General features: G+C 60.8%; 24 protein-coding genes. 15 read left to right on the top strand and 9 right to left on the bottom strand.

Going from position 1 to position 19,582, the window contains the following annotated elements; translation table 11 throughout:
• Window positions 1-3: 3 nt before the first annotated feature.
• The 3 genes from cbiB to HTT03_RS15455 form a co-directional block, all read right to left on the bottom strand.
• A complete protein-coding gene (gene cbiB / locus HTT03_RS15465; RefSeq protein ID WP_174860680.1) occupies window positions 4-912 on the bottom strand; it encodes an adenosylcobinamide-phosphate synthase CbiB in 909 nt (302 codons plus the stop codon).
• A complete protein-coding gene (cobD, locus tag HTT03_RS15460; RefSeq protein ID WP_174860679.1) occupies window positions 909-1,856 on the bottom strand; it encodes a threonine-phosphate decarboxylase CobD in 948 nt (315 codons plus the stop codon). Before cobD ends, cbiB begins: the two co-directional genes overlap by 4 nt.
• Before the next feature lie 81 nt (window positions 1,857-1,937).
• Complete coding sequence (locus HTT03_RS15455) at window positions 1,938-2,912, bottom strand: glutathione S-transferase family protein (RefSeq protein WP_174860678.1); 975 nt, start codon at window positions 2,910-2,912, stop codon at window positions 1,938-1,940.
• A 172-nt stretch (window positions 2,913-3,084) separates the two neighbouring features.
• Here HTT03_RS15455 and HTT03_RS15450 point away from each other — a divergent pair, with 172 nt between their 5' ends.
• Window positions 3,085-3,444 (top strand): hypothetical protein, encoded by a 360-nt coding sequence (locus tag HTT03_RS15450; protein ID WP_174860677.1) that lies wholly within the window; start codon window positions 3,085-3,087, stop codon window positions 3,442-3,444.
• Window positions 3,445-3,488: 44 nt separating this feature from the next.
• Here the strand turns inward: HTT03_RS15450 and HTT03_RS15445 are convergent, their stop codons facing one another.
• Window positions 3,489-4,688 (bottom strand): MalY/PatB family protein, encoded by a 1,200-nt coding sequence (locus HTT03_RS15445; protein ID WP_174860676.1) that lies wholly within the window; start codon window positions 4,686-4,688, stop codon window positions 3,489-3,491.
• A 96-nt stretch (window positions 4,689-4,784) separates the two neighbouring features.
• On the opposite strand from HTT03_RS15445, the gene def (HTT03_RS15440) reads away from it, so the two are divergent.
• From def (HTT03_RS15440) to fmt, 4 genes are read left to right on the top strand one after another with little or no spacing between them, the layout of a single operon-like run.
• Window positions 4,785-5,303 (top strand): peptide deformylase, encoded by a 519-nt coding sequence (gene def, locus HTT03_RS15440; RefSeq protein WP_174860675.1) that lies wholly within the window; start codon window positions 4,785-4,787, stop codon window positions 5,301-5,303.
• Window positions 5,300-5,797: a peptide deformylase gene (gene def, locus HTT03_RS15435; protein WP_174860674.1), complete on the top strand. Its 498-nt coding sequence runs from the start codon at window positions 5,300-5,302 to the stop codon at window positions 5,795-5,797. Before def (HTT03_RS15440) ends, def (HTT03_RS15435) begins: the two co-directional genes overlap by 4 nt.
• Window positions 5,794-6,291, top strand: coding sequence for a peptide deformylase (def, locus tag HTT03_RS15430; protein ID WP_174860673.1), 498 nt, complete (start codon window positions 5,794-5,796; stop codon window positions 6,289-6,291). Before def (HTT03_RS15435) ends, def (HTT03_RS15430) begins: the two co-directional genes overlap by 4 nt.
• Before the next feature lie 35 nt (window positions 6,292-6,326).
• On the top strand, window positions 6,327-7,241 hold the full coding sequence (gene fmt, locus HTT03_RS15425) for a methionyl-tRNA formyltransferase (protein WP_174860672.1): 915 nt from the start codon (window positions 6,327-6,329) through the stop codon (window positions 7,239-7,241).
• A gap of 74 nt (window positions 7,242-7,315) precedes the next feature.
• Here the strand turns inward: fmt and HTT03_RS15420 are convergent, their stop codons facing one another.
• The 5 genes from HTT03_RS15420 to HTT03_RS15400 form a co-directional block, all read right to left on the bottom strand.
• A complete protein-coding gene (locus HTT03_RS15420; RefSeq protein WP_174860671.1) occupies window positions 7,316-7,939 on the bottom strand; it encodes a TRIC cation channel family protein in 624 nt (207 codons plus the stop codon).
• The gene (rnhA, locus tag HTT03_RS15415) at window positions 7,936-8,400 is read right to left on the bottom strand and encodes a ribonuclease HI (protein ID WP_174860670.1); all 465 of its coding nucleotides are present in this window, start codon (window positions 8,398-8,400) and stop codon (window positions 7,936-7,938) included. Before rnhA ends, HTT03_RS15420 begins: the two co-directional genes overlap by 4 nt.
• Window positions 8,401-8,455: 55 nt before the next feature.
• The gene (gene ispH, locus HTT03_RS15410; RefSeq protein WP_174860669.1) at window positions 8,456-9,406 is read right to left on the bottom strand and encodes a 4-hydroxy-3-methylbut-2-enyl diphosphate reductase; all 951 of its coding nucleotides are present in this window, start codon (window positions 9,404-9,406) and stop codon (window positions 8,456-8,458) included.
• A gap of 52 nt (window positions 9,407-9,458) precedes the next feature.
• Window positions 9,459-10,202, bottom strand: coding sequence for a helix-turn-helix transcriptional regulator (locus HTT03_RS15405; protein ID WP_174860668.1), 744 nt, complete (start codon window positions 10,200-10,202; stop codon window positions 9,459-9,461).
• Between the two features lie 255 nt (window positions 10,203-10,457).
• On the bottom strand, window positions 10,458-11,012 hold the full coding sequence (locus tag HTT03_RS15400) for a LabA-like NYN domain-containing protein (protein WP_174860667.1): 555 nt from the start codon (window positions 11,010-11,012) through the stop codon (window positions 10,458-10,460).
• A gap of 123 nt (window positions 11,013-11,135) precedes the next feature.
• On the opposite strand from HTT03_RS15400, the gene folK reads away from it, so the two are divergent.
• From folK to era, 10 genes are all read left to right on the top strand, one after another.
• Entirely contained in the window at window positions 11,136-11,744 is a 609-nt protein-coding gene (folK, locus tag HTT03_RS15395) for a 2-amino-4-hydroxy-6-hydroxymethyldihydropteridine diphosphokinase (RefSeq protein WP_343035862.1), read from the top strand.
• Window positions 11,745-11,817: 73 nt separating this feature from the next.
• Entirely contained in the window at window positions 11,818-12,171 is a 354-nt protein-coding gene (gene rpoZ, locus HTT03_RS15390) for a DNA-directed RNA polymerase subunit omega (protein ID WP_174860665.1), read from the top strand.
• Between the two features lie 36 nt (window positions 12,172-12,207).
• Window positions 12,208-14,358, top strand: coding sequence for a RelA/SpoT family protein (locus HTT03_RS15385; RefSeq protein WP_174860664.1), 2,151 nt, complete (start codon window positions 12,208-12,210; stop codon window positions 14,356-14,358).
• Between the two features lie 36 nt (window positions 14,359-14,394).
• The gene (locus tag HTT03_RS15380) at window positions 14,395-15,051 is read left to right on the top strand and encodes a DUF2062 domain-containing protein (protein WP_174860663.1); all 657 of its coding nucleotides are present in this window, start codon (window positions 14,395-14,397) and stop codon (window positions 15,049-15,051) included.
• A 140-nt stretch (window positions 15,052-15,191) separates the two neighbouring features.
• Window positions 15,192-15,944: a pyridoxine 5'-phosphate synthase gene (locus HTT03_RS15375; RefSeq protein ID WP_174860662.1), complete on the top strand. Its 753-nt coding sequence runs from the start codon at window positions 15,192-15,194 to the stop codon at window positions 15,942-15,944.
• 102 nt (window positions 15,945-16,046) lie between these two features.
• Window positions 16,047-16,490: a PA2169 family four-helix-bundle protein gene (locus HTT03_RS15370; protein WP_174860661.1), complete on the top strand. Its 444-nt coding sequence runs from the start codon at window positions 16,047-16,049 to the stop codon at window positions 16,488-16,490.
• 148 nt (window positions 16,491-16,638) lie between these two features.
• Window positions 16,639-17,040: a holo-ACP synthase gene (gene acpS / locus HTT03_RS15365; RefSeq protein ID WP_174860660.1), complete on the top strand. Its 402-nt coding sequence runs from the start codon at window positions 16,639-16,641 to the stop codon at window positions 17,038-17,040.
• A gap of 113 nt (window positions 17,041-17,153) precedes the next feature.
• Window positions 17,154-17,990, top strand: coding sequence for a signal peptidase I (gene lepB / locus HTT03_RS15360; protein ID WP_174860659.1), 837 nt, complete (start codon window positions 17,154-17,156; stop codon window positions 17,988-17,990).
• Window positions 17,987-18,673, top strand: a complete 687-nt coding sequence (gene rnc / locus HTT03_RS15355) for a ribonuclease III (RefSeq protein WP_174860658.1) — start codon at window positions 17,987-17,989, stop codon at window positions 18,671-18,673. Before lepB ends, rnc begins: the two co-directional genes overlap by 4 nt.
• A complete protein-coding gene (era, locus tag HTT03_RS15350; RefSeq protein ID WP_174860657.1) occupies window positions 18,670-19,578 on the top strand; it encodes a GTPase Era in 909 nt (302 codons plus the stop codon). Before rnc ends, era begins: the two co-directional genes overlap by 4 nt.
• Window positions 19,579-19,582 lie beyond the last annotated feature (4 nt).

Raw genomic sequence — 19,582 nt, 5'->3', positions numbered from 1 at the left:
TGGTCACAGACAGGCCAGAACTAGGGCGATTGCCCACATCACCAACCATGCCTGCCAGAGGCGGGTGATGGCCGCATCGATCGCCCGTGGTCCGATGACGCGCGCCCCCGCGCCGTGAACCCAAGCGAACTGCTGCAATTGCCCATCATAGGCGCGTGGACCTGCGAGTGCCACACCGATGGCCCGCGCCATGGCGGCTTCCGGCCAACCGGCGTTGGGCGAACGGTGCAGCGCCGCATCTGCTCGGATGTCGCGCAAGCTGTGCAGCACCCCGCCGGGCAGGGCGATGAGCAGCGCGGTCAGCCGAGCAGGGATGAGGTTGAGCAGGTCGTCCATCCGCGCCGCGGCCCAGCCGAAATCCGCATAGCGCGGGGTGCGGTAGCCGATCATACTGTCGGCGGTATTGACGATTTTATAGACCAGCAGCCCCGGCAGCCCAGCCAGCAGGAACCACAGGGCAGGTGCAATGATCCCGTCGCTAAGGTTTTCCGCACCGCTTTCGATGGCAGAGCGCGCCACGGCGTCTTCGGTCATCTCGGCAGTGTCGCGGCTGACGATCATCGCCACCGCGCGACGGCCTGCGGGCAGCGATTGACGCAGGCCGTCCGCCACCGCCCGCAGATGTTCGACGAGCGAGCGTTGCGCGAGCAGAATCGCGGCGATGATGATCTCAATGATTGGGCCGAAGAGGCTCAGCGCCCAACCGAGGCACGCCATTCCGGTCATGAGCGCCAGCAGCAACGCCACGCCTTTGGCGCGACGGGCTTGGCCATTGTTGAACCGCCGATCCCCCCAGCCGATCAGCCGCCCCATCAGCACCGCCGGGTGCGGCAGGCGCCGCCAGAGCCAATCCGGTTCACCAAAGGCCGCGTCGAGCAGCATGGCGAGGACGAGGATCGCAGCGGTGCTCATGCTAGCGCCTGCTCCAGCCGCGCCCAACCCCTTGTCGGGGGCAGGCCGAGCCGCAGCCAGCGCGGGTTGTAGGGGAAGATGCGGGTCCAGATGTGGTTCTGGGCGAGGCGGGTTTGCCAAGCCTGCGCGTCGTTGACTTCATAGAGCCGGAAAAGCGGCGTGCCGCCGACAATTTGCGCGCTCGCGCCGGTCATCAGCTTGTCGATGCGGTCCGCATCTGCGGCGAGCCGGATTCGTGTGACGTGGGCCCAATCCCTATCCCGCAGCGCTGCCGCGCCGATATGCAGCGCCGGGCCGCTCACCGGCCATGGGCCGAGCATCCGCCGAAGCTCGGCCACCAAAGCCGGATCACCGATGACAAACCCCAGCCGCAGCCCGGCCAGCCCCCAGAATTTGCCAAAGCTTTTCAGGATCAGCGTGCCGGGCCGCGTGGCTTCAGCCATAAGGGTGGCATCAGGAGTGATGTCGCAAAAGCTTTCGTCAATAATGCTAAGGGGGGCGATGGTTTCTGCTGCTGGCCAAAGCCGCCCGTCGGGGTTGTTGGGGTGGACATGGACGGTGGCCTCTGTCTTGCCGCCTTTGACCACCTGCCAACCGCTTTCCGCGAAACTGGCGGCATGTTCGTTATAGGTCGGACCGGGAATGCGCACGGTGCCGCGTGGTGCCAGCGCCGGGATTCGGGCGATGGCTGCGGACGCGCCCGGCACCGCGAGGAGCGCAGCCCCGGCAGGCACCTGCCAAAAGGCGCGGGCAGCCTCTTCAAGCGCCGTTTGCGCACCGGCATCGGGAAGGGCGCTCCACGCATCCGCTGGCAGATCGGGGGTGGGATAGGGCTGCGGATTGATCCCGGTGGATAGGTCAATCCAATCCGCCCGCTGCCCGCCAAAACGCGCCGCCGCCGCATCGACACCGCCGCCGTGGTCGCGCTGGTCTGGCTGTTGCATTATCATCCCCCTGCCATTCTTGCTGCGGTGAAAGCGCAAAAGGCCAGCGCAATCAAGCAGCAAGACAGCAGGGGGAGTGGATTAGCCGCGCCCGTGCGGGGCGTCGAAATCCAGCACCGGGTTGATCGGGATGATCCGGTTCGGATTAATGGTGGCGTGGCTGTAGTGGTAGTGGCGCACGATGTGGTCAAAGTTCACCGTCTCGGCCACGCCCGGCACCTGATAAAGCTCCCGCGTATAGGCCCAGATGTTCGGGTATTCCACGATCCGCTTTCGGTTACATTTGAAATGCAGGTGATAGACTTTGTCGAAACGCACAAGCGTGGTGAAAAGCCGCCAGTCGGCTTCGGTCATCCTATCGCCTGCGAGATAGCGGTTCTGCGACAGGATGTCTTCGACCCAGTCCAGCGCGTCAAAAAGCGGATGGACAGCGGCGTCATAGGCCTCTTGCGAGGTGGCGAAACCGGCTTTGTAAACGCCATTGTTGATTTCGTCATAGACGCGGGCGTTGATCTCTTCGATCCGGTCATACAACTCGGCGGGATAATAATCGTCGGTATTGCCGGTCACCTCGTTAAAGGCGCTGTTGAACATGCGGATGATCTCGGCGCTCTCGTTGCTGACGATGGTCTCGCGCTCTTTGTCCCACAGGATGGGAACAGTGACGCGGCCGGTAAACTTTGGATCGGCGCGGGTGTAGATGTCGCGGGCATAGGGCAGGCTGAAAAGCCGGTCACCTGTGGCGGCGGGGAAATCTGCGTCAAAGGTCCAGCCTTCACCCATCATGTCAGGATGCACAACCGACACGTCAATGTGATCCGCCAAGCCCTTCAACCGGCGGAAGATCAGGGCGCGGTGCGCCCATGGGCAAGCGAGGCTGACATAGAGGTGATAGCGGCCTGATTCTGCTTTGAAACCGTCCTTGCCGCTGGGTCCGGCGCTGCCATCGGCGGTCACCCAGTTGCGAAACTGCGCTTCGCTGCGTTCGAATTTGCCGCCTGTGGACTCGGTGTCATACCATTTGTCCTGCCATTTTCCGTCGACCAGAAGGCCCATGTTGTTCTCCTTTTCACGTTTGACGGTAAATCTAGGGCGTTGCGCTAGAGCCGCCAATCTTCACCGGCGCGCAGGGCCCCTGCGCAGATGCAGGGTGCCGCCATGTCATCTAATATTAACTTGAAAATCCCACCGTTAGTGTCAGCCTATAGGCATCATTGGGGGGCTACTCATGGAAGAATTTCTGTCCAAAGAAATACAAGCCGGACTTGCAGCGGCGCGGCGGGCGAGCCTGCGCAAAGCCTCGCGTTTGCGGCTTGAGGTTGATGGCGATGTGTATCGCGTGCTGGCACTGTGGAAGACCGGGTTTTCGATCGCTGCCGAAGATGCGCCGCACCTGCGCGGTTTGGTAGACCTCTATGACGGGGGTGTGCATCTGTTTCAGTGTTTGATCGTCGCGGGCGAAGAGGAAGATGGCGAAATGCGCTATGAGTTCAAACGCGCCACCGCTGTGGCTGACCGGGCGGCGCTGGACTTTGAACTCGCCTCTGATGCGCCGACCGCGTTGATCGAGGATGGCCGTCAGGCCTGATGACATCGCGCAGGGCTTGATGTTTTGCCCTGCGCGACTTTTCTCTACTGTAAATCGCCAAAGGCTTGGGTGAGCCGGTTGCAGGCTTCCTCCACCCGCGCGCGGGGCGTGGCGAGGTTAAAGCGCAAGAAGCTCTCGCCCCCTGTGCCAAAGGTATCCCCGTGATTGGCCGCGATGGCCGCTGTTTTCTCGACCCGGTCGATAAACTCTGTCGGTTCCATCCCAGTGCCCGAGAAGTCCACCCAAGCGAGATAGGTAGCCTCTAGCGGCATGGATTTAAGCCCGGGGATCGCGTTCACCTGCGCGTCAAAGAGCCTGCGGTTCCCGTCGAGGTAGTCTATCAGCGCGTCCAGCCAAGCCGCCCCTTCGGGGGAATAGGCCGCCGTCGCCATAATCAACCCGTATGAGTTGGGCGAATTGCCCAATGCTGCCATACGCTGTGCAAATCGCGCGCGCAGTTCGGGGTCGTGGATGATAACGTTGCCCACATGGCCACCCGCCATATTGAAGGTCTTGGTCGTGGCGGACATCATGACCAAGCGGTCTTCGATCCCGTCGATATGGGCCATGGGGATATGCGTGTTGTTCGGCATCACCAGATCATGGTGAATTTCATCCGACACCAGCACCAGATCATGCCGCTTTGCGAAATCCGCCACGCCTTGCAACTCTTCGCGGGTCCAGACCCGACCGCCGGGGTTATGCGGAGAACAGAGGATGACCATTTTCTCATCGCCCGACATCATCGCGTCATAGGCGTCGAAATCCATCTCATAGCGGCCCGACACATTGGTCAGGGGACATTCCACCACGCGCCGCTTGGCGGCGTTAATCACGCGGGCAAAGGCGTGATAGACAGGGGTAAACAGCACCACGCCGTCCCCCGGCGCGGTAAAGGCGTCGACACACATCGCGGTGCCGTTCACCAAACCATTGGTGGTAAAAATCGCATCCGCCTCGACCTTCCAGCCGTGACGGTGCTCCATCCACCACTGGATCGCCGCGAGGTATTTGCTGTCGTCGCCGAAATAGCCGTGAACGCCATGGTCGATCTGCGCTTGAAGCGCGTCTTGCACCACCTGCGGCGGGCGGAAATCCATATCGGCCACCCACATGGCGATGCCCTTATCCGCAGGCACGCCATAGACCGCTTCCATCTTGTCCCATTTCGCGCAATGCGTCCCGCGCCGCTCGATGATCTCGTCAAAACTCGTGCTGGTCGCTTCGATCTCGTCAAAACTCATGCTGATCACTCCTGATGTTGCAGCCAAGCTAACGGCTGCCGCAGGCGCTGCAAGCCCCCGGTTGCGCGATGCACGGGCATGGCCTAAATGATCGGGATGAAACGCCCAATCCTTTTGCACCCCGACCCACGGCTCAAGAAAACCGCAGCCCCTGTCGCTGACCTCAGCGACGAGTTGCGCGTGTTGGGCGATGACATGCTGGCCACCATGTATGACGCGCCGGGCATCGGCCTTGCCGCGCCGCAGGTCGGTGTGCTGAGCCGCGTGATTGTGCTGGATTGTGTCAAGGAAGAGCGCGAGGCACCGCGCCCGCTCTTGATGTTCAACCCCGAGATCGTGGCCGCATCGGAGGAGCTGAACACCTATGAGGAAGGCTGCCTGAGCATCCCCGAGCAATTCGCCGATGTGACCCGCCCGGCGGAAGTTGAAGTCCGCTGGCTGGACCGGGATGGGAACGAGCAGCAGGAGGCCTTTGATGGGCTTTGGGCGACCTGTGTTCAGCATGAGATCGACCACCTCGATGGGAAGCTCTTTATCGACTACCTCAAACCGCTGAAACGTCAGATGATCACCCGCAAAATGGTGAAGCTGAAACGCGAGTTGGCCCGAGGATGAGCGTTCTGGAGATCGTCCGTTGGCCCGATCCGCGTCTGGCTGAGATCTGTGCGCCGATTGAAGAGATCACGCCAAAGATTAAGCAGCTTGCTGCTGAGATGCTGGAAACCATGTATGCCGCGCCGGGCCGAGGTCTCGCCGGGCCGCAGGTCGGGGCGATGTTGCGGATTTTCGTGATGGACGCGAGCTGGAAAGAGGGTAAGTCCGACCCGCTGGTCTGTATCAACCCGATGTTTCAGGAGATCGGCGAAGAGCGCGTCACCAATACCGAAGGCTGCCTCAGCATCCCCGGTATCAGCACCGACATTTCGCGCCCGTCGCAGGTGCAGATGGTCTGGACCGGGGTAAACGGCGGCCGTTATGTGCAAAGCCTTGAGGGTGCCGCCGCGCTGATCGCGCAGCATGAGATGGATCACCTTGATGGCGTGGTGACCTTCGATCATCTGGACGCGGACACCCGCGCCGCCAAGATTGCGGAGTTTAACGCCCAATGACCCTACGCCGCTATGTCCCTTGGCCCGACAAACGCTTGCGCAGCCCCGCAGCACCCATTGAGGCGGTGACGGACGAAATCCGCACCCTTTGGGATGACATGATCGAAACGATGGACGCGATGCCCGGCGTCGGCCTTGCCGCGCCGCAGATTGGCGTGATGTTGCAGGTCGCCGTGGTTGATGCTTCCAAGGCGCGCAACAAGCGCATCCGGCTGGCGAACCCGGTCATCGTCGACGCCTCTGCCGTGCTGCACCCTTACGAAGAAGCCAGCCCCAACCTGCCCGGATTTAGTGCTGTGATCCGTCGCCCACGTGGGGTGAAGGTGCGGTTCCTTGATGAGACGGGCGCGGAGGTCGAGCGTGATTTTGTTGGGCTTGAAGCCGTGAGCGTGCAGCACCAGATCGACCATCTGGCGGGCAAGATGTATTTCGACAACCTCAGCAAAACAAAGCGCGACATGCTGTTGCGCAAGGCCCGCAAGGCAAACGGCTGACCGCCCGCAGGGGCCGGACCGTCAGGAGGAACGCGATGCGACTGATCTTTATGGGTACGCCGGAGTTCTCGGTGCCGGTTCTGGATGCGCTGGTGCAGGCCGGGCACGACATTAGCGCCGTCTATTGCCAGCCACCACGTCCGGCAGGGCGCGGCAAGAAACCCCGCCCCAGCCCGGTCCAGCAGCGGGCGGAGGCTCTGGGCCTGTTGGTGCGGCATCCAATTTCGCTCAAACATCCAGACACCCAAGAAGAATTCGCCGAGCTTGAGGCCGAGGCGGCAGTGGTGGTCGCTTATGGGCTGATCCTGCCGCAAGCGATTTTGGATGCGCCGAAACATGGCTGTTTGAACATTCATGCCAGCCTTTTGCCACGCTGGCGGGGGGCCGCGCCGATCCATCGGTCGATCATGGCGGGGGATGAGAAGACCGGCGTATGCATCATGCAGATGGAAGCGGGGCTCGACACCGGGCCGGTGCTGCTTTGCGAAGAGACAGAGATCGGCGCGGCGGAGACCACAGCCGAACTGCACGATCGGCTCAGCGGCATGGGGGCGCTGGCGATCAACAAGGCGCTGGCGCAGTTGGCGGACCTTACCCCAAAGCCGCAGCCGGAGGAGGGCGTGACCTATGCCGCCAAGATCGACAAGGCTGAAGCGCGGATCGACTGGACCCGTCCAGCGGTCGAAGTTGATCGACTGATCCGGGGCCTGTCGCCCTTTCCCGGCGCGTGGTTTGAGATCGACGGCCAACGGGTGAAGGTGCTGGGTTCGGTGCTGGATGAGGGAGAGGGCGCGCCGGGTGAAGTGCTGTCAGAAGATTTGCGGGTGGCCTGTGGCGCTGGAGCGGTGCGGCTGACACATTTGCAGAAAGCGGGTAAGGGCGCGCAGAAGGCGGATGTGTTTCAGCGCGGTGCGCAGATCCCGGTTGGGGCGCGTTTGGGAGAGGCTTAGGCCGGAGTCTTTATCGCATCCTCAAGGGGACGCGTTGCCTTCGGCGGAAGTATTTTGAGCCTAAAAGAGAGGGTCTAGCTTTTGGGCGGGGTGCTTTTATACACCGGAAGGTGCCATCCAAAATAGAGTGAGCCGGCGCGGAGGACCCATGTGGTGATGGCGCAGGCGAGGAGCGGGTAGAGCGTCCCATCGGTATGAGGCGCGAGCAGCACGGCCATAGCGGCACCCGAAAGGGCGGCGGAGGCGTAGAGTTCGCCTTGGGTCAAAACCAGCGGCAGTTGGCCAACGACCACATCGCGCATCAGGCCACCCATGCAGCCGGTGATCATGCCCATGACGATGATGATCGCTGCGGATTGGTCTTGGGACATGGCAACGCCCACCCCCGCGGCCACGGCGACGGCAAGCGCGAAACTATCAAGCCAGATCAATGCACGATAACGGCTTTCAAGTAGGTGGGCGGTGAAAAAGACCACCAGCGCGGCGAGGATGGCGACGCCGAGCATGCTGGGGGTTTCGATCCAGAAAATCGTGTTGCGGTTGAGCAGGAGGTCGCGGATCGTGCCACCGCCCACGGCAGTGAGGGAGGCGATAAAGGCAAAGCCCACGATATCAAGTTGCGCCCGGCTCGCGACCAATGCGCCGGTGATGGCAAAGACCAAGACGGCGGCATAGTCGAGCAGGGCCAGCAGCGTCACTTGCGCGCGCCCGGTTTGAAAGGCGCCATGCCCGCGCGGGCCAGCTCATCCGCACGCTCGTTCTCGGGGTGGCCGGCATGGCCCTTGACCCATTTCCAGGTCACATTGTGCCGCGCATTGGCCGCGTCGAGCCGCTGCCAAAGCTCGGCGTTTTTAACAGGCTTTTTTGCCGCATTCTTCCAGCCGTTTTTCTTCCAGCCGTAAATCCAGCCGGTGATGCCGTTCTTGACGTAGTTGCTGTCGGTCACCAGCGTGATCTCGGTCGGGCGGCTGAGCGATTCCAGCGCCGAGATCGCGGCCATCAGTTCCATGCGGTTGTTGGTGGTCTGCGCCTCGCCGCCCTTTAGCTCACGCTCTTTGACGACCTTGTCGCCCTCCATGGCGCGCATCAACACCCCCCAGCCGCCGGGGCCGGGATTGCCGGAGCAGGCTCCGTCTGTGTAGGCATAAAGGTCTGGCATGTCGGCTCCCGTCGCGGTTTCGATGCGGTTTAGGCGCGGCGGGCGCGCGGGTCAATCAGGCGGGCTGGCGCAGGACGCGAGGTACTTTGAATTCAACGTTTTCCTGCGCGGTCTCAATCAGTTCACTGGTCACGTCATAGCGGGTTTTGAAGGCGTCGATCACCTCGTTAATCAACACTTCGGGGGCCGAGGCACCTGCGGTGATGCCGATGCTGCTGATGCCTTCGAGTGCGCGCCAGTCGATGTCGTCAGCCCGCTGCACCAGTTGCGCATAGGCGCAGCCTGCACGGGCGCCGACCTCGACCAGACGTTTGGAGTTTGACGAATTCGGCGCGCCCACCACCAGCATGGCATCGCATTTGGGCGCCATCGCTTTGACCGCTTCTTGGCGGTTGGTGGTGGCGTAGCAGATGTCTTCCTTGTGGGGGCCGATGATGGCGGGAAAGCGGGCTTGCAGCGCGGCCACGATATCCGCGGTGTCATCGACGCTCAGCGTGGTCTGGGTGACATAGGCGAGGCGTGTCTCGTCGCGTACGTTAACCGTTGCGACATCTTCCGGAGTTTCGACCAGAAGGACATCGCCTTCGGGCAACTGCCCCATGGTGCCGATCGTCTCGGGGTGACCCGCATGGCCGATCATGATGATTTGCAGGCCGGCATCGGCGTGGCGCTGCGCTTCGATATGCACTTTGCTAACCAAGGGGCAGGTGGCATCGACATAAATCATATTGCGTGCCTGCGCCGCGCTAGGCACCGATTTCGGCACGCCATGGGCCGAGAAAATTACCGGACGGTCATCGGGACATTCGGTCAGTTCTTCGACAAAGATCGCACCCTTGTCGCGCAGCCCGTCCACGACGAACTTGTTGTGAACGATCTCATGGCGCACATAGACCGGCGCCCCCCATTTTTCGAGCGCCATCTCAACGATCTTGATCGCCCGGTCCACGCCTGCGCAGAAACCGCGCGGGGCAGCGAGGTAAAGGGTTAGCGGCGGCTTGGTCATGGCAGGTCTCCGGGTGGCTTGGCGCAGAGGTAAGGGCTTGAGGGCTGTTCGTCTACCCGTCTGACGGGGCGCCAGCGCCTTTCTGCGGTGCGCTATGCACAAGCGCTGCCGCTTGGGCGCGGTTGCGGATGCCCAGCTTGCGGTAACCTGATTTCGCATAATCAGAAACCGTATGCACCGACAGGCCGCACAGATCAGCGGTTTCCTGTCGGCTGTAGCCATGGGCGAGCAAGTTCACCACCTCCGCTTCGCGGGGGCTGAGGCTGTCAAAGGCAGCAGGGCGAACCGGCAGAGGCAGCGGGAAGGTGTTGGTGAGGTCTTCGATCCGCCGGTGCATCAGCAGGCAGAACAGACGCAATTCCTCGGCCATGTCATGAAAGCTCTGCTCAAAGGTCTCCGCATCCATGTCATTGCCGATAATAAATCCGCCAAAACGCTCTGACCCTTGCAGGCGCATCGGCACGGCAAAGGCGGCATTCAACCCATGGTGGGCGGCATGCGTGATGAATTTATGTTCTGCTTCTGTCACCTCAGGGTAGTGATGAACGAAGGCATTGCCGATCGTCAGGACCTCATAGCGGTTGCACAGATGGTGCAAAAACGGGTCCTGTTCCGGTGGCAATTGGCTGTAGAGATCGGGAATCGTGCAGCGCAACTGGGGCGCGCTAAAATTCGCATCGACGCTGATATGAACAGCATGGGCAAAGCCCAAATCTCGCAAGGTGGCAACCAATCCCTGCCAGAGTCTGTCGATATCCTCTATCTGCTCAAGCTTTACAGCGGCGTCGACCAGCATTGGGGCTCCTTTGGCCCCCCTTTATCGGGGGGTCGCCTGCCATTAGGCAGATATGCTATATTCAAATCAAGGGGAACGCATGGGAACATGTGCTGTATTGTATCTTCCCTGGGGTATTTGAATCATTTCACAGGTCAGGGACGCCTAGCGTCGCTGACCTGTTATTTGCAGGTCAGTCGGCGGATTGTTGTTCGGGTCGCGGCCCCGGCGAAGCGATTTTAGATCTTTGAACGAAAGCGATCGTGCGCTGTAAAATCAGCTGGCGGCGGGTTCCATTGGTTCGCGTGGCGGGCGGCCAATGACATCGCGCAGGTCGTCTAGATCGATGAAGTTGTCCGCTTGGCGGCGCAGATCATCCGAGATCATGGGGGGTTGGCTGCGGATGGTCGACACAACCGACACGCGCACACCCTGGCGTTGCAGGCTTTCGACTAAGGGGCGGAAGTCCCCATCGCCGGAAAAGATGACGATATGATCAACGCGGGGGGCCAGTTCCATGGCGTCCACGGCCAGTTCGATGTCCATGTCGCCCTTCACCTTTCGGCGGCCCATGCTGTCGGTGTATTCTTTGGCTGGTTTGGTGACCATGCTAAAGCCGTTGTAGTTCAGCCAGTCGACGAGCGGGCGAATCGGGGAATATTCGTCGTTTTCAAGAAGTGCGGTGTAATAAAACGCCCTTAAGAGCTTTCCACGTCGCATAAACTCTTGTCGCAGTAGTTTATAATCAATGTCAAAACCTAACGATTTTGCCGCGGCGTAGAGGTTGGAGCCATCAATAAACAGCGCCAGACGCTCATCTTTGTAGAACATTCAATTATCCTTTCGGCTCACGTCGCCGCACTTCCCAATATTATCACTGCTTGCCACTGTTTGACACAAGTCAGATAACCACAGCTAAACGCAGGCGTTTTTCCTAACTAAGGTTTTCACGACATGTCGCAAGGGTTAACAAGCGGAGAACTCGGCAATAATACGCACATTCCTGTGCGCAGCATGCTTATAGCGCTTGGCGGAAACCTTACATCTTCCGTAGGGACGCCTCGGGAAACACTAACGGCCGCGTTGAAATTTATGCAAACATCTGGCGCAGTGATTCGCGCCATAAGCCCATTCTACCACACTCCGGCCTTTCCCGCAGGTGCTGGTCCGGATTATGTGAATGGCGCCGTGCGGATTGAGGCGCCTTGGACCCCGGCGCAGGCCTTGGCCGTGTTACACCGTATCGAGGCTAAGTTTGGCCGCGAGCGGACCCAGCGTTGGGGGCAGCGCACGCTGGATCTGGATTTGCTGGCGGTTGATGGTATCGTGATGCCAGACCGTAACACACACAAGATATGGCGTGATCTGCCGCTTGAGGCACAGATTGGCCGGACGCCGGATCAACTTATCTTGCCGCATCCCCGGCTTCAGGACCGCGCCTTTGTCTTGGTGCCGCTCGCAGACGTCGCGCCCGATTGGGTGCATCCGCTGCTGAAAATGCCGGTGCGCGCGATGCTCGACGCCCTGCCGGAGCGCGATAGGGCTGCTGTGCGCCGCATGTAATAGTGACTTGTAAATCTGCCAGAAGAGGCCTAAATAACGCACTTCTGGCAGCAAATGAGATATTGGAGGCTTCATGGCCCGCGTCACCGTCGAAGATTGTGTGGATAAGGTTCCGAACCGTTTCGAACTCGTTATGCTGGCCGCGCACCGCGCCCGCGAGATTTCTGCCGGATCGCCGCTCACCGTTGACCGCGACAACGACAAGAACCCTGTCGTGTCCCTGCGCGAAATTGCTGAAGAAACGCAGTCCGCCGACGATCTGCGCGAGCGTCTGATCGAGAGCAACCAGAGCCAGATCGAGGTTGATGAGCCTGAAGACGACGCCATGGCGCTTCTGATGGGTGCCGAGCAGGACAAGCCAGAAGAAGACAGCATGTCCGAAGAAATGTTGCTGCGCCAGTTGATGGCCGCGCAAGGGCAGGGTTAACCCCCGCGCCCCAGCCGGGGCCGAGAGGCAGATGGCATGAACAGCGCCGACATCACTGCCGACGACTTGATCGCCCTCGTTCAGGGCTACAATCCCCGAACCAATGAAGCATTGATCCGCGCGGCGTTTGACTACGGCGCGCAGATGCACGATGGCCAGTTCCGCCATTCTGGCGAGGCCTATTTTACCCATCCTGTTGCCGTTGCCGCGATCCTGACCGAGCAACAGTTGGATGACGCAACGATCATCACCGCTCTGCTGCACGACACGATTGAAGACACCAAGGCGTCTTATGCCGAGGTGCAGAGCCTCTTTGGCGGTGAAGTGGCCGAGCTGGTCGATGGTGTCACCAAGCTGACCAATCTTCAGCTCAACTCGACCGAGACCAAACAGGCGGAGAACTTCCGCAAGCTGTTTATGGCGATGTCCAAGGACCTGCGGGTGATCTTGGTCAAACTCGCAGACCGTCTGCATAATATGCGCACGATCAAGTCGATGCGCCCGGATAAGCAGATTAAAAAAGCCCGCGAGACGATGGATATTTACGCGCCGCTGGCGGGCCGTATGGGTATGCAGTGGATGCGCGAAGAGCTTGAAGACCTCGCCTTTCGCGTGCTCAACCCTGATGCCCGCGCGTCGATCATCCGCCGTTTCATCACCTTGCAACGCGATACCGGCGACGTGATCCAGCGGATCACCGGCGATATGCGGGTCGAGTTGGAGAAGGCCGGGATTGAAGCCGAGGTCTTTGGCCGCGCCAAAAAGCCCTATTCGATTTGGCGCAAGATGGAGGAAAAGGAGCAGAGCTTTTCGCGCCTGTCCGACATCTACGGCTTTCGCGTGATCACGGCGTCTGAGGAGGATTGCTACCGCACCCTTGGCACGATCCACCGTCGCTGGCGGGCCGTGCCGGGGCGGTTCAAGGATTACATCAGCCAGCCCAAGACCAACGGCTACCGCTCAATCCACACCACCGTGTCGGGCCGTGATGGCAAGCGGGTTGAGGTGCAAATTCGCACGCGGCAGATGAATGACGTGGCCGAGACCGGCGTTGCCGCGCATTGGTCTTATCGCGATGGTGTGCGCAGCCGGAACCCCTTTGCTGTCGATCCCGCGAAGTGGATCAGCCAGCTTACCGAACAATTCGACGCAGAGACCGACCATCAGGATTTCCTCGAAGCCGTAAAGCTTGAGATGTACGCCGACCAAGTGTTCTGCTTCACGCCCAAGGGCGATGTGGTGAAACTGCCGCGCGGGGCGACGCCGATTGATTTCGCCTATGCGATCCACACGCGGATCGGCAATGCCTGCGTCGGGGCCAAGATCGACGGGATGCGCGTGCCGCTTTGGACCCGGATCAAGAACGGCCAGTCGATTGAGATCACCACCGCGCAGGGCCAGACCCCGCAGGCGACATGGCTCGACATTGCCACCACCGGCAAGGCCAAATCCGCGATCCGACGCTCGCTGCGCGAAGTCGATCGGGAGCGTTTCGTCAAACTGGGCCGTGAGTTGGCGCGTTCTGCCTTTAGCCAGGTCGGCAAGACGGCGACAGACAAGGTGCTGCGCACAGTGGCCAAAAACATGCGGCTGAATGGTCCGGACGAAGTCTTGGCGCGGTTGGGCAGTTCTGAACTGACCGGGCGTGAAGTGGTCGAATCTGTTTATCCTGACCTTGCCCCGCAGAAAGGCGATCAGATTGATGTGCGCCGCGCGGTGGTGGGGCTGGAGCCGGGCCAGAGCTTTGACCGCGCCCCCTGCTGCACGCCGCTGCCCGGTGAGCGGATCGTTGGCATCACCTTTCGCGGCAAAGGGGTGACCGTTCACGCCATCGACTGTGACCGCCTGTCGGAATACGAAGACCAGCCGGACCGTTGGCTTGACCTGCGCTGGCATGATGGCAGCCATCCGGCGGTCTATACCAGCGGGCTCGACATCACGATTGGCAATGGGGCAGGGGTGTTGGGCCGGGTTTGCACCTTGATTGGGGAGGCCTCGGCCAATATCTCCAATCTTGAGTTCGTAGAACGCAAACCTGACTTTTACCGTTTGCTGATCTATGTGGACCTGCGGGACGTGACGCATCTACATTCGCTGATGTCCACCCTTGAAGCCGAGAGCGAAGTTGCCGATGTCAGTAGACACCGTAACATGAGCGCGGGGAAGAGTGCTGAAGAACCCGCCTGATCCGGGCAAACGTAACGCCGAGACTGGACGAAAGATTTGATTTTCAAACGCCGCGACCCGAAACCGACCCTGCGCGCGCTGGCCGAGTTTCTGTGGCCGCGCGGTGGTTGGACGCGTGCGTTTCACTATGTCAAACATCGGATGCGCCGCCTGCCGGACAGTCCTGAACGCATTGCGCGGGGGATTTGGGCAGGGGTGTTCACCACCTTCACCCCTTTTTACGGGATGCATTTCGTCGTCGCGGCCCTGATCTCACGGCTGATGCGCGGCAACATGCTGGCGGCGCTGATGGCGACCTTCTTTGGCAACCCGTTGACCTACGTGCCGATTGGCATCGCGGCTTTGCAAACTGGTCACTGGCTTCTGGGTGCGCCTGTCTCTGCGACCGAACACCGCTCTTTTGGGGGCAAATTTCTCGACGCCGGGCGGGACTTGCAGGAAAACTTCGTGGCGATTTTTACTGATGCCACGATGGATTGGAGCGGTTTGACCGTTTTCTTCCACCAGGTGTTCTACCCCTATCTGATCGGGGGCGTGCTGCCGGGGATGATCTGCGCCTCTATTGCCTATTACGTATCGGTCCCGGTGCTGCGCGCCTATCAAAAGCGGCGGCGTGGGATGATTAAGGCTAAGTTTGAGGCACTTAAGCATAAGGCCGCGCAAAAGGCCGACGCTAAGCGCCACGCGGATTAGTCCGGCCCTCAGGCGCAACGCTGCCCGAAAGCGGCCCTTGTCGCCCGATGCCGACAAATTTTTGAAAATTCGCGATCTGCCTATGGGGTTGCCCAAAATTCCGACCTATGGTCGGCTCAAGAAATGCGAAAGGGACGACCATGGCTGACCAACCAAAGCTGAGATTGGGCGTGAACATCGACCATGTGGCAACCGTGCGCAACGCGCGGGGTGGGGCCTATCCGGACCCGCTGCGCGCTGCCAAGATTGCCGAGAAAGCCGGCGCTGATGGGATTACCGCCCATCTACGCGAAGACCGGCGCCATATCTCGGACGCTGACATTGAAGGGCTGATGGATGTGCTTTCGGTGCCGCTGAACTTCGAGATGGCGGCCACCGATGAGATGCAGCAGATCGCCTTGCGTCATAAGCCCCACGCCGTGTGCATCGTCCCCGAAAAGCGCGAGGAACGCACCACCGAAGGGGGGCTGGAGGTTGCGCGGGAAGAGAACAAACTCGCCCATTTCATCGCCCCTCTGCGCGAAGCGGGCAGCCGCGTGTCGATCTTTATCGCCGCCGAGCGCGCGCAGATCGAAGCCGCAAACCGGATCGGGGCCGAGGTGATTGAACTGCACACCGGCGCCTATTGCGATGCCTATGCCGAGGGCCGTTGGGAGGAAGCGGATGCCGAACTGTCCAAACTGCGCGATATGTCGGTTTTCGCCGCCTCGCTGGGGCTAGAGGTTCATGCGGGCCACGGACTGACCTATGACACCGTCACCCCCGTCGCGGCATTCCCAGAGGTGCGCGAGTTGAACATCGGACATTTTCTGATCGGTGAGGCGATCTTCCTCGGGCTGGAACCTGCGATTGCCGAGATGCGCCGTCTGATGGACAAAGCGCGAGAGGGCTGATCGGGGCGCGGCGAAAAACCACTCATTGCTGCGAATGCTATGGACCTATTGCCGCGCTGCCGCGTTGGGACGGCAGACTGGTAACATAGCTAGGAGGCAATAATGAGCGACCATATCGACACATTGAAGAAACTGCACACCCGCCTGATCGACAGCCGCGATGGCTACCGTGAATCCCGCAAACAGGTCTCGGATGAGGCGAGCTTTGTTGGCTTTTTCGACAAGCGCATTGCTGAGCGTGAGAAATTCCACACCGAGCTGCACCGCCAGTTGGGCGTTGAAGGCGTCGACGTGTCCGAAGAAGGCTCCGCTGCCGCAACCGCACACCGTGGTTGGCTCAAGCTGCGCGATGCCGTGACCGGTGACGACGAAGCGGTCTATGACGAGATCATCAACGGTGAATCCGCTTTGATCGAAAACTATGATGACGCGATCAAAGCTACTGCTGGTCGTCCGGGCTACGAGTTCCTGACCCAGCAACGTGCCGATGTGCAGCGTGCGATTGATGAGGCAAAGGCCGAGAAGGCCCGCCACGCTGCCGCATAAAGCGAACCGAATTTGACTACAGTGAACGCCGCTCCTTTCGGGGCGGCGTTTTGCGTTCCCACGCACAGATCCCGCGCCGCATTCGGCTTTTCCTTGAGCGCAGGCCATGGTCTATTGGCCGGAACCCCGCAGAAGAGATTGGCACGCAATGATCCTTGGCATCGGCACCGACTTGGCAAATATCGACCGTATCCAAGGCACGCTAGACCGTTTCGGTGACCGTTTTCGCAACCGCGTGTTCACCGAAGTCGAACAGCGCAAGGCTGAGCGTCGCCGCGATGTCGCTGGCACCTATGCCAAACGCTGGGCCGCGAAAGAGGCCTGTTCCAAAGCGCTCGGCACCGGGCTGCGCATGGGGATCGCATGGCGCGACATGGCTGTCAGCAACCTGCGCACCGGGCAGCCGGTGATGGAGGTAACAGGCTGGGCCGCTGAGCGTTTGGCCGAGATGACGCCGCCGGGCCATGAGGCCATCATCCATGTCACCCTGACCGACGATCACCCTTGGGCGCAGGCATTCGTGGTGATTGAGGCGCGGCCCCGGTCCTGAACGCCGCGTTATCGGCCAATTCCCGGCCCCCGGTGGCTGAGGCTTGCCGCTTCTCTTGACTTGCCCGACAGCGCCAAGCATGTAACGCCAAACCGATATGTCAGGAGCGCCGCATGGCCGCCAAGGAAAAAACCGGCAACGCCTTTGTCGAAACCATCAAGACCATCTTCTGGGCGCTGCTGATCGCCGGTGTCTTTCGGACGCTCTTTTTCCAGCCCTTTTGGATTCCGTCCGGCTCGATGAAAGAGACCCTGCTGATTGGTGATTTCCTCTTTGTGAACAAGATGGCCTATGGCTACTCCTATGCTTCCTGCCCCAGCCTGATGCTGCCCGGCATGGGGATTGAGATCGACGCCAAGGATGTTTGCGGGGTCTTTGATGGGGACAACGAGCGGCTCTTTGGATCGGAACCTGAGCGCGGCGATGTGGTCGTTTTCCGTCACCCGGTGTCGGGGCGCGACTATATTAAACGTCTGATTGGCCTGCCCGGCGATAAGGTGCAGATCCGCAATGGCGTGATCAGCCTGAATGGCACCCCGGTTAAGCATGAAGACGATGGCGTGTTTGAAGAGGTTATGGCCCCGCAGGGTCCACAACGCCTGCGCCCGCGCTGCGAAAATGGTCCCGTGGGCCAAGGCGGCGTGTGCAAAAAGAGCCGCCAGATCGAAACCCTGCCCAATGGCGTCTCTTATCCGGTGCTGAACATCGGCGACCAGCAGTCGGACAACACCGGTGTCTATACCGTGCCCGAGGGGCATTACTTCTTCATGGGCGACAACCGCGACAACTCTGCCGACAGCCGTCTGGCGCAGCGGGCGGGGGGCGTGGGCTTCGTGCCGTTTGAGAACCTCATTGGCCGTGCGGACCGGATCATGTTCAGCTCTGCGGGCCGCTCGATGCTGTTCTTCTGGACATGGCGCGGCGACCGTTTCTTTGAAGCGGTCAGATGAAGCTGAGCGGGGATCTTAAAGCCTTCGAGGCGCGGATCGGTCACAGCTTTGGCAAGCCGGAACTGCTGGGCCGAGCGGTGACCCACGCGTCGATGTCCTCGGCCAACCGGGACGACAACCAGCGGTTGGAGTTTCTGGGCGACCGGGTCTTGGGCCTTGTCATGGCCGAAGCGTTGCTGGCGCTGGATCCCGGTGCCACCGAGGGCCAGTTGGCCCCGCGTTTCAACGCATTGGTGCGCAAAGAAACCTGCGCCGATGTGGCGCGTGAAATTGATCTGGGCAAGGTGCTTAAGCTGGGTCGCTCTGAGATGATTTCGGGCGGGCGGCGCAAGCAGGCGCTTTTGGGCGATGCAATTGAAGCGGTGATCGCAGCGGTCTATCTTGATGCCGGCTTTGACGCGGCCAAGGATTTGGTGCTGCGGCTTTGGGGTGATCGCCTCAAGACCGTCAAGGAAGACGCCCGCGACGCCAAGACCGCCTTGCAGGAATGGGCGCAAGCGCGCGGGTTCAATCCGCCGCGCTATGTCCAGACCGGGCGCAGCGGGCCAGACCACGCGCCGGTCTTTACCATTACAGCGCGGCTCGACAATGGTGCCGAAGCCGCTGCCACCGCGCCTTCGAAACGCGCCGCTGAACAGGCCGCCGCCACCACGCTGCTGCGGCAATTGGAGAGTAACTCATGACCACCCGCGCCGGATTCGTCGCCCTGATCGGAGAGCCCAACGCGGGCAAATCCACGCTGCTGAACCGCATGGTGGGAGCCAAGGTCTCGATCGTGACCCATAAGGTTCAGACCACCCGCGCCCGCATCCGCGGCGTCGCGATGGAGGGTGACTCGCAACTTGTCTTCGTCGATACGCCCGGACTGTTCCAGCCGCGCCGCCGTTTGGACCGCGCGATGGTTGCCGCCGCTTGGGGCGGGGCTGCGGATGCGGATGTGATCGTCCTGCTGATCGAAGCGCATCGCGGCATGACCGAGGGCGTGGAACGCATCCTCGAAGAGCTTGGCAACATCGCCAAGGGACGTCGTGTGGCGCTGGCGATCAACAAGATTGACCGCGTCGAGGCGCCGGTCCTGCTGGGCCTCACTGAGAAGATGAACGCGGCTTTCGACTTTACCGAGACCTTTATGATCTCTGCCGAGCGCGGCCATGGCGTCGACACGCTGCGCGAATGGCTGGCGGGCGAGGTGCCGGAAGGGCCGTGGCTCTACCCCGAAGACCAGATCGCTGACCTGCCAATGCGCAATATCGCGGCCGAGATCACCCGCGAAAAGCTGACCCTGCGTCTGCATCAGGAATTGCCTTATCAGCTCACGGTCGAGACCGAGAATTGGGAAGAGCGCAAAGACGGCTCCGCCCGGATCGACCAGTTGGTCTATGTCGTGCGCGACGGTCACAAGGGCATTGTGCTGGGCAACAAGGGTGAGACGATCAAGGCCGTGGGCAAGGCCGCGCGGGAGGAGCTTGAAGAGTTCCTTGGCCGCAAGGTGCATCTGTTCTTGCAGGTCAAGGTCCGCGCCAACTGGCTGGAAGAGGCCGAGCGTTATTCCGAGATGGGCTTGGATTTCAAAGATGGCAACGACTAAGAAC

Source organism: Sulfitobacter maritimus (assembly GCF_013346665.1).
Lineage (GTDB): Bacteria > Pseudomonadota > Alphaproteobacteria > Rhodobacterales > Rhodobacteraceae > Sulfitobacter > Sulfitobacter maritimus.
The sequence above is the reverse complement of the archived record's forward strand: the minus strand, read 5'-3'. Positions and strand labels throughout refer to the sequence as shown.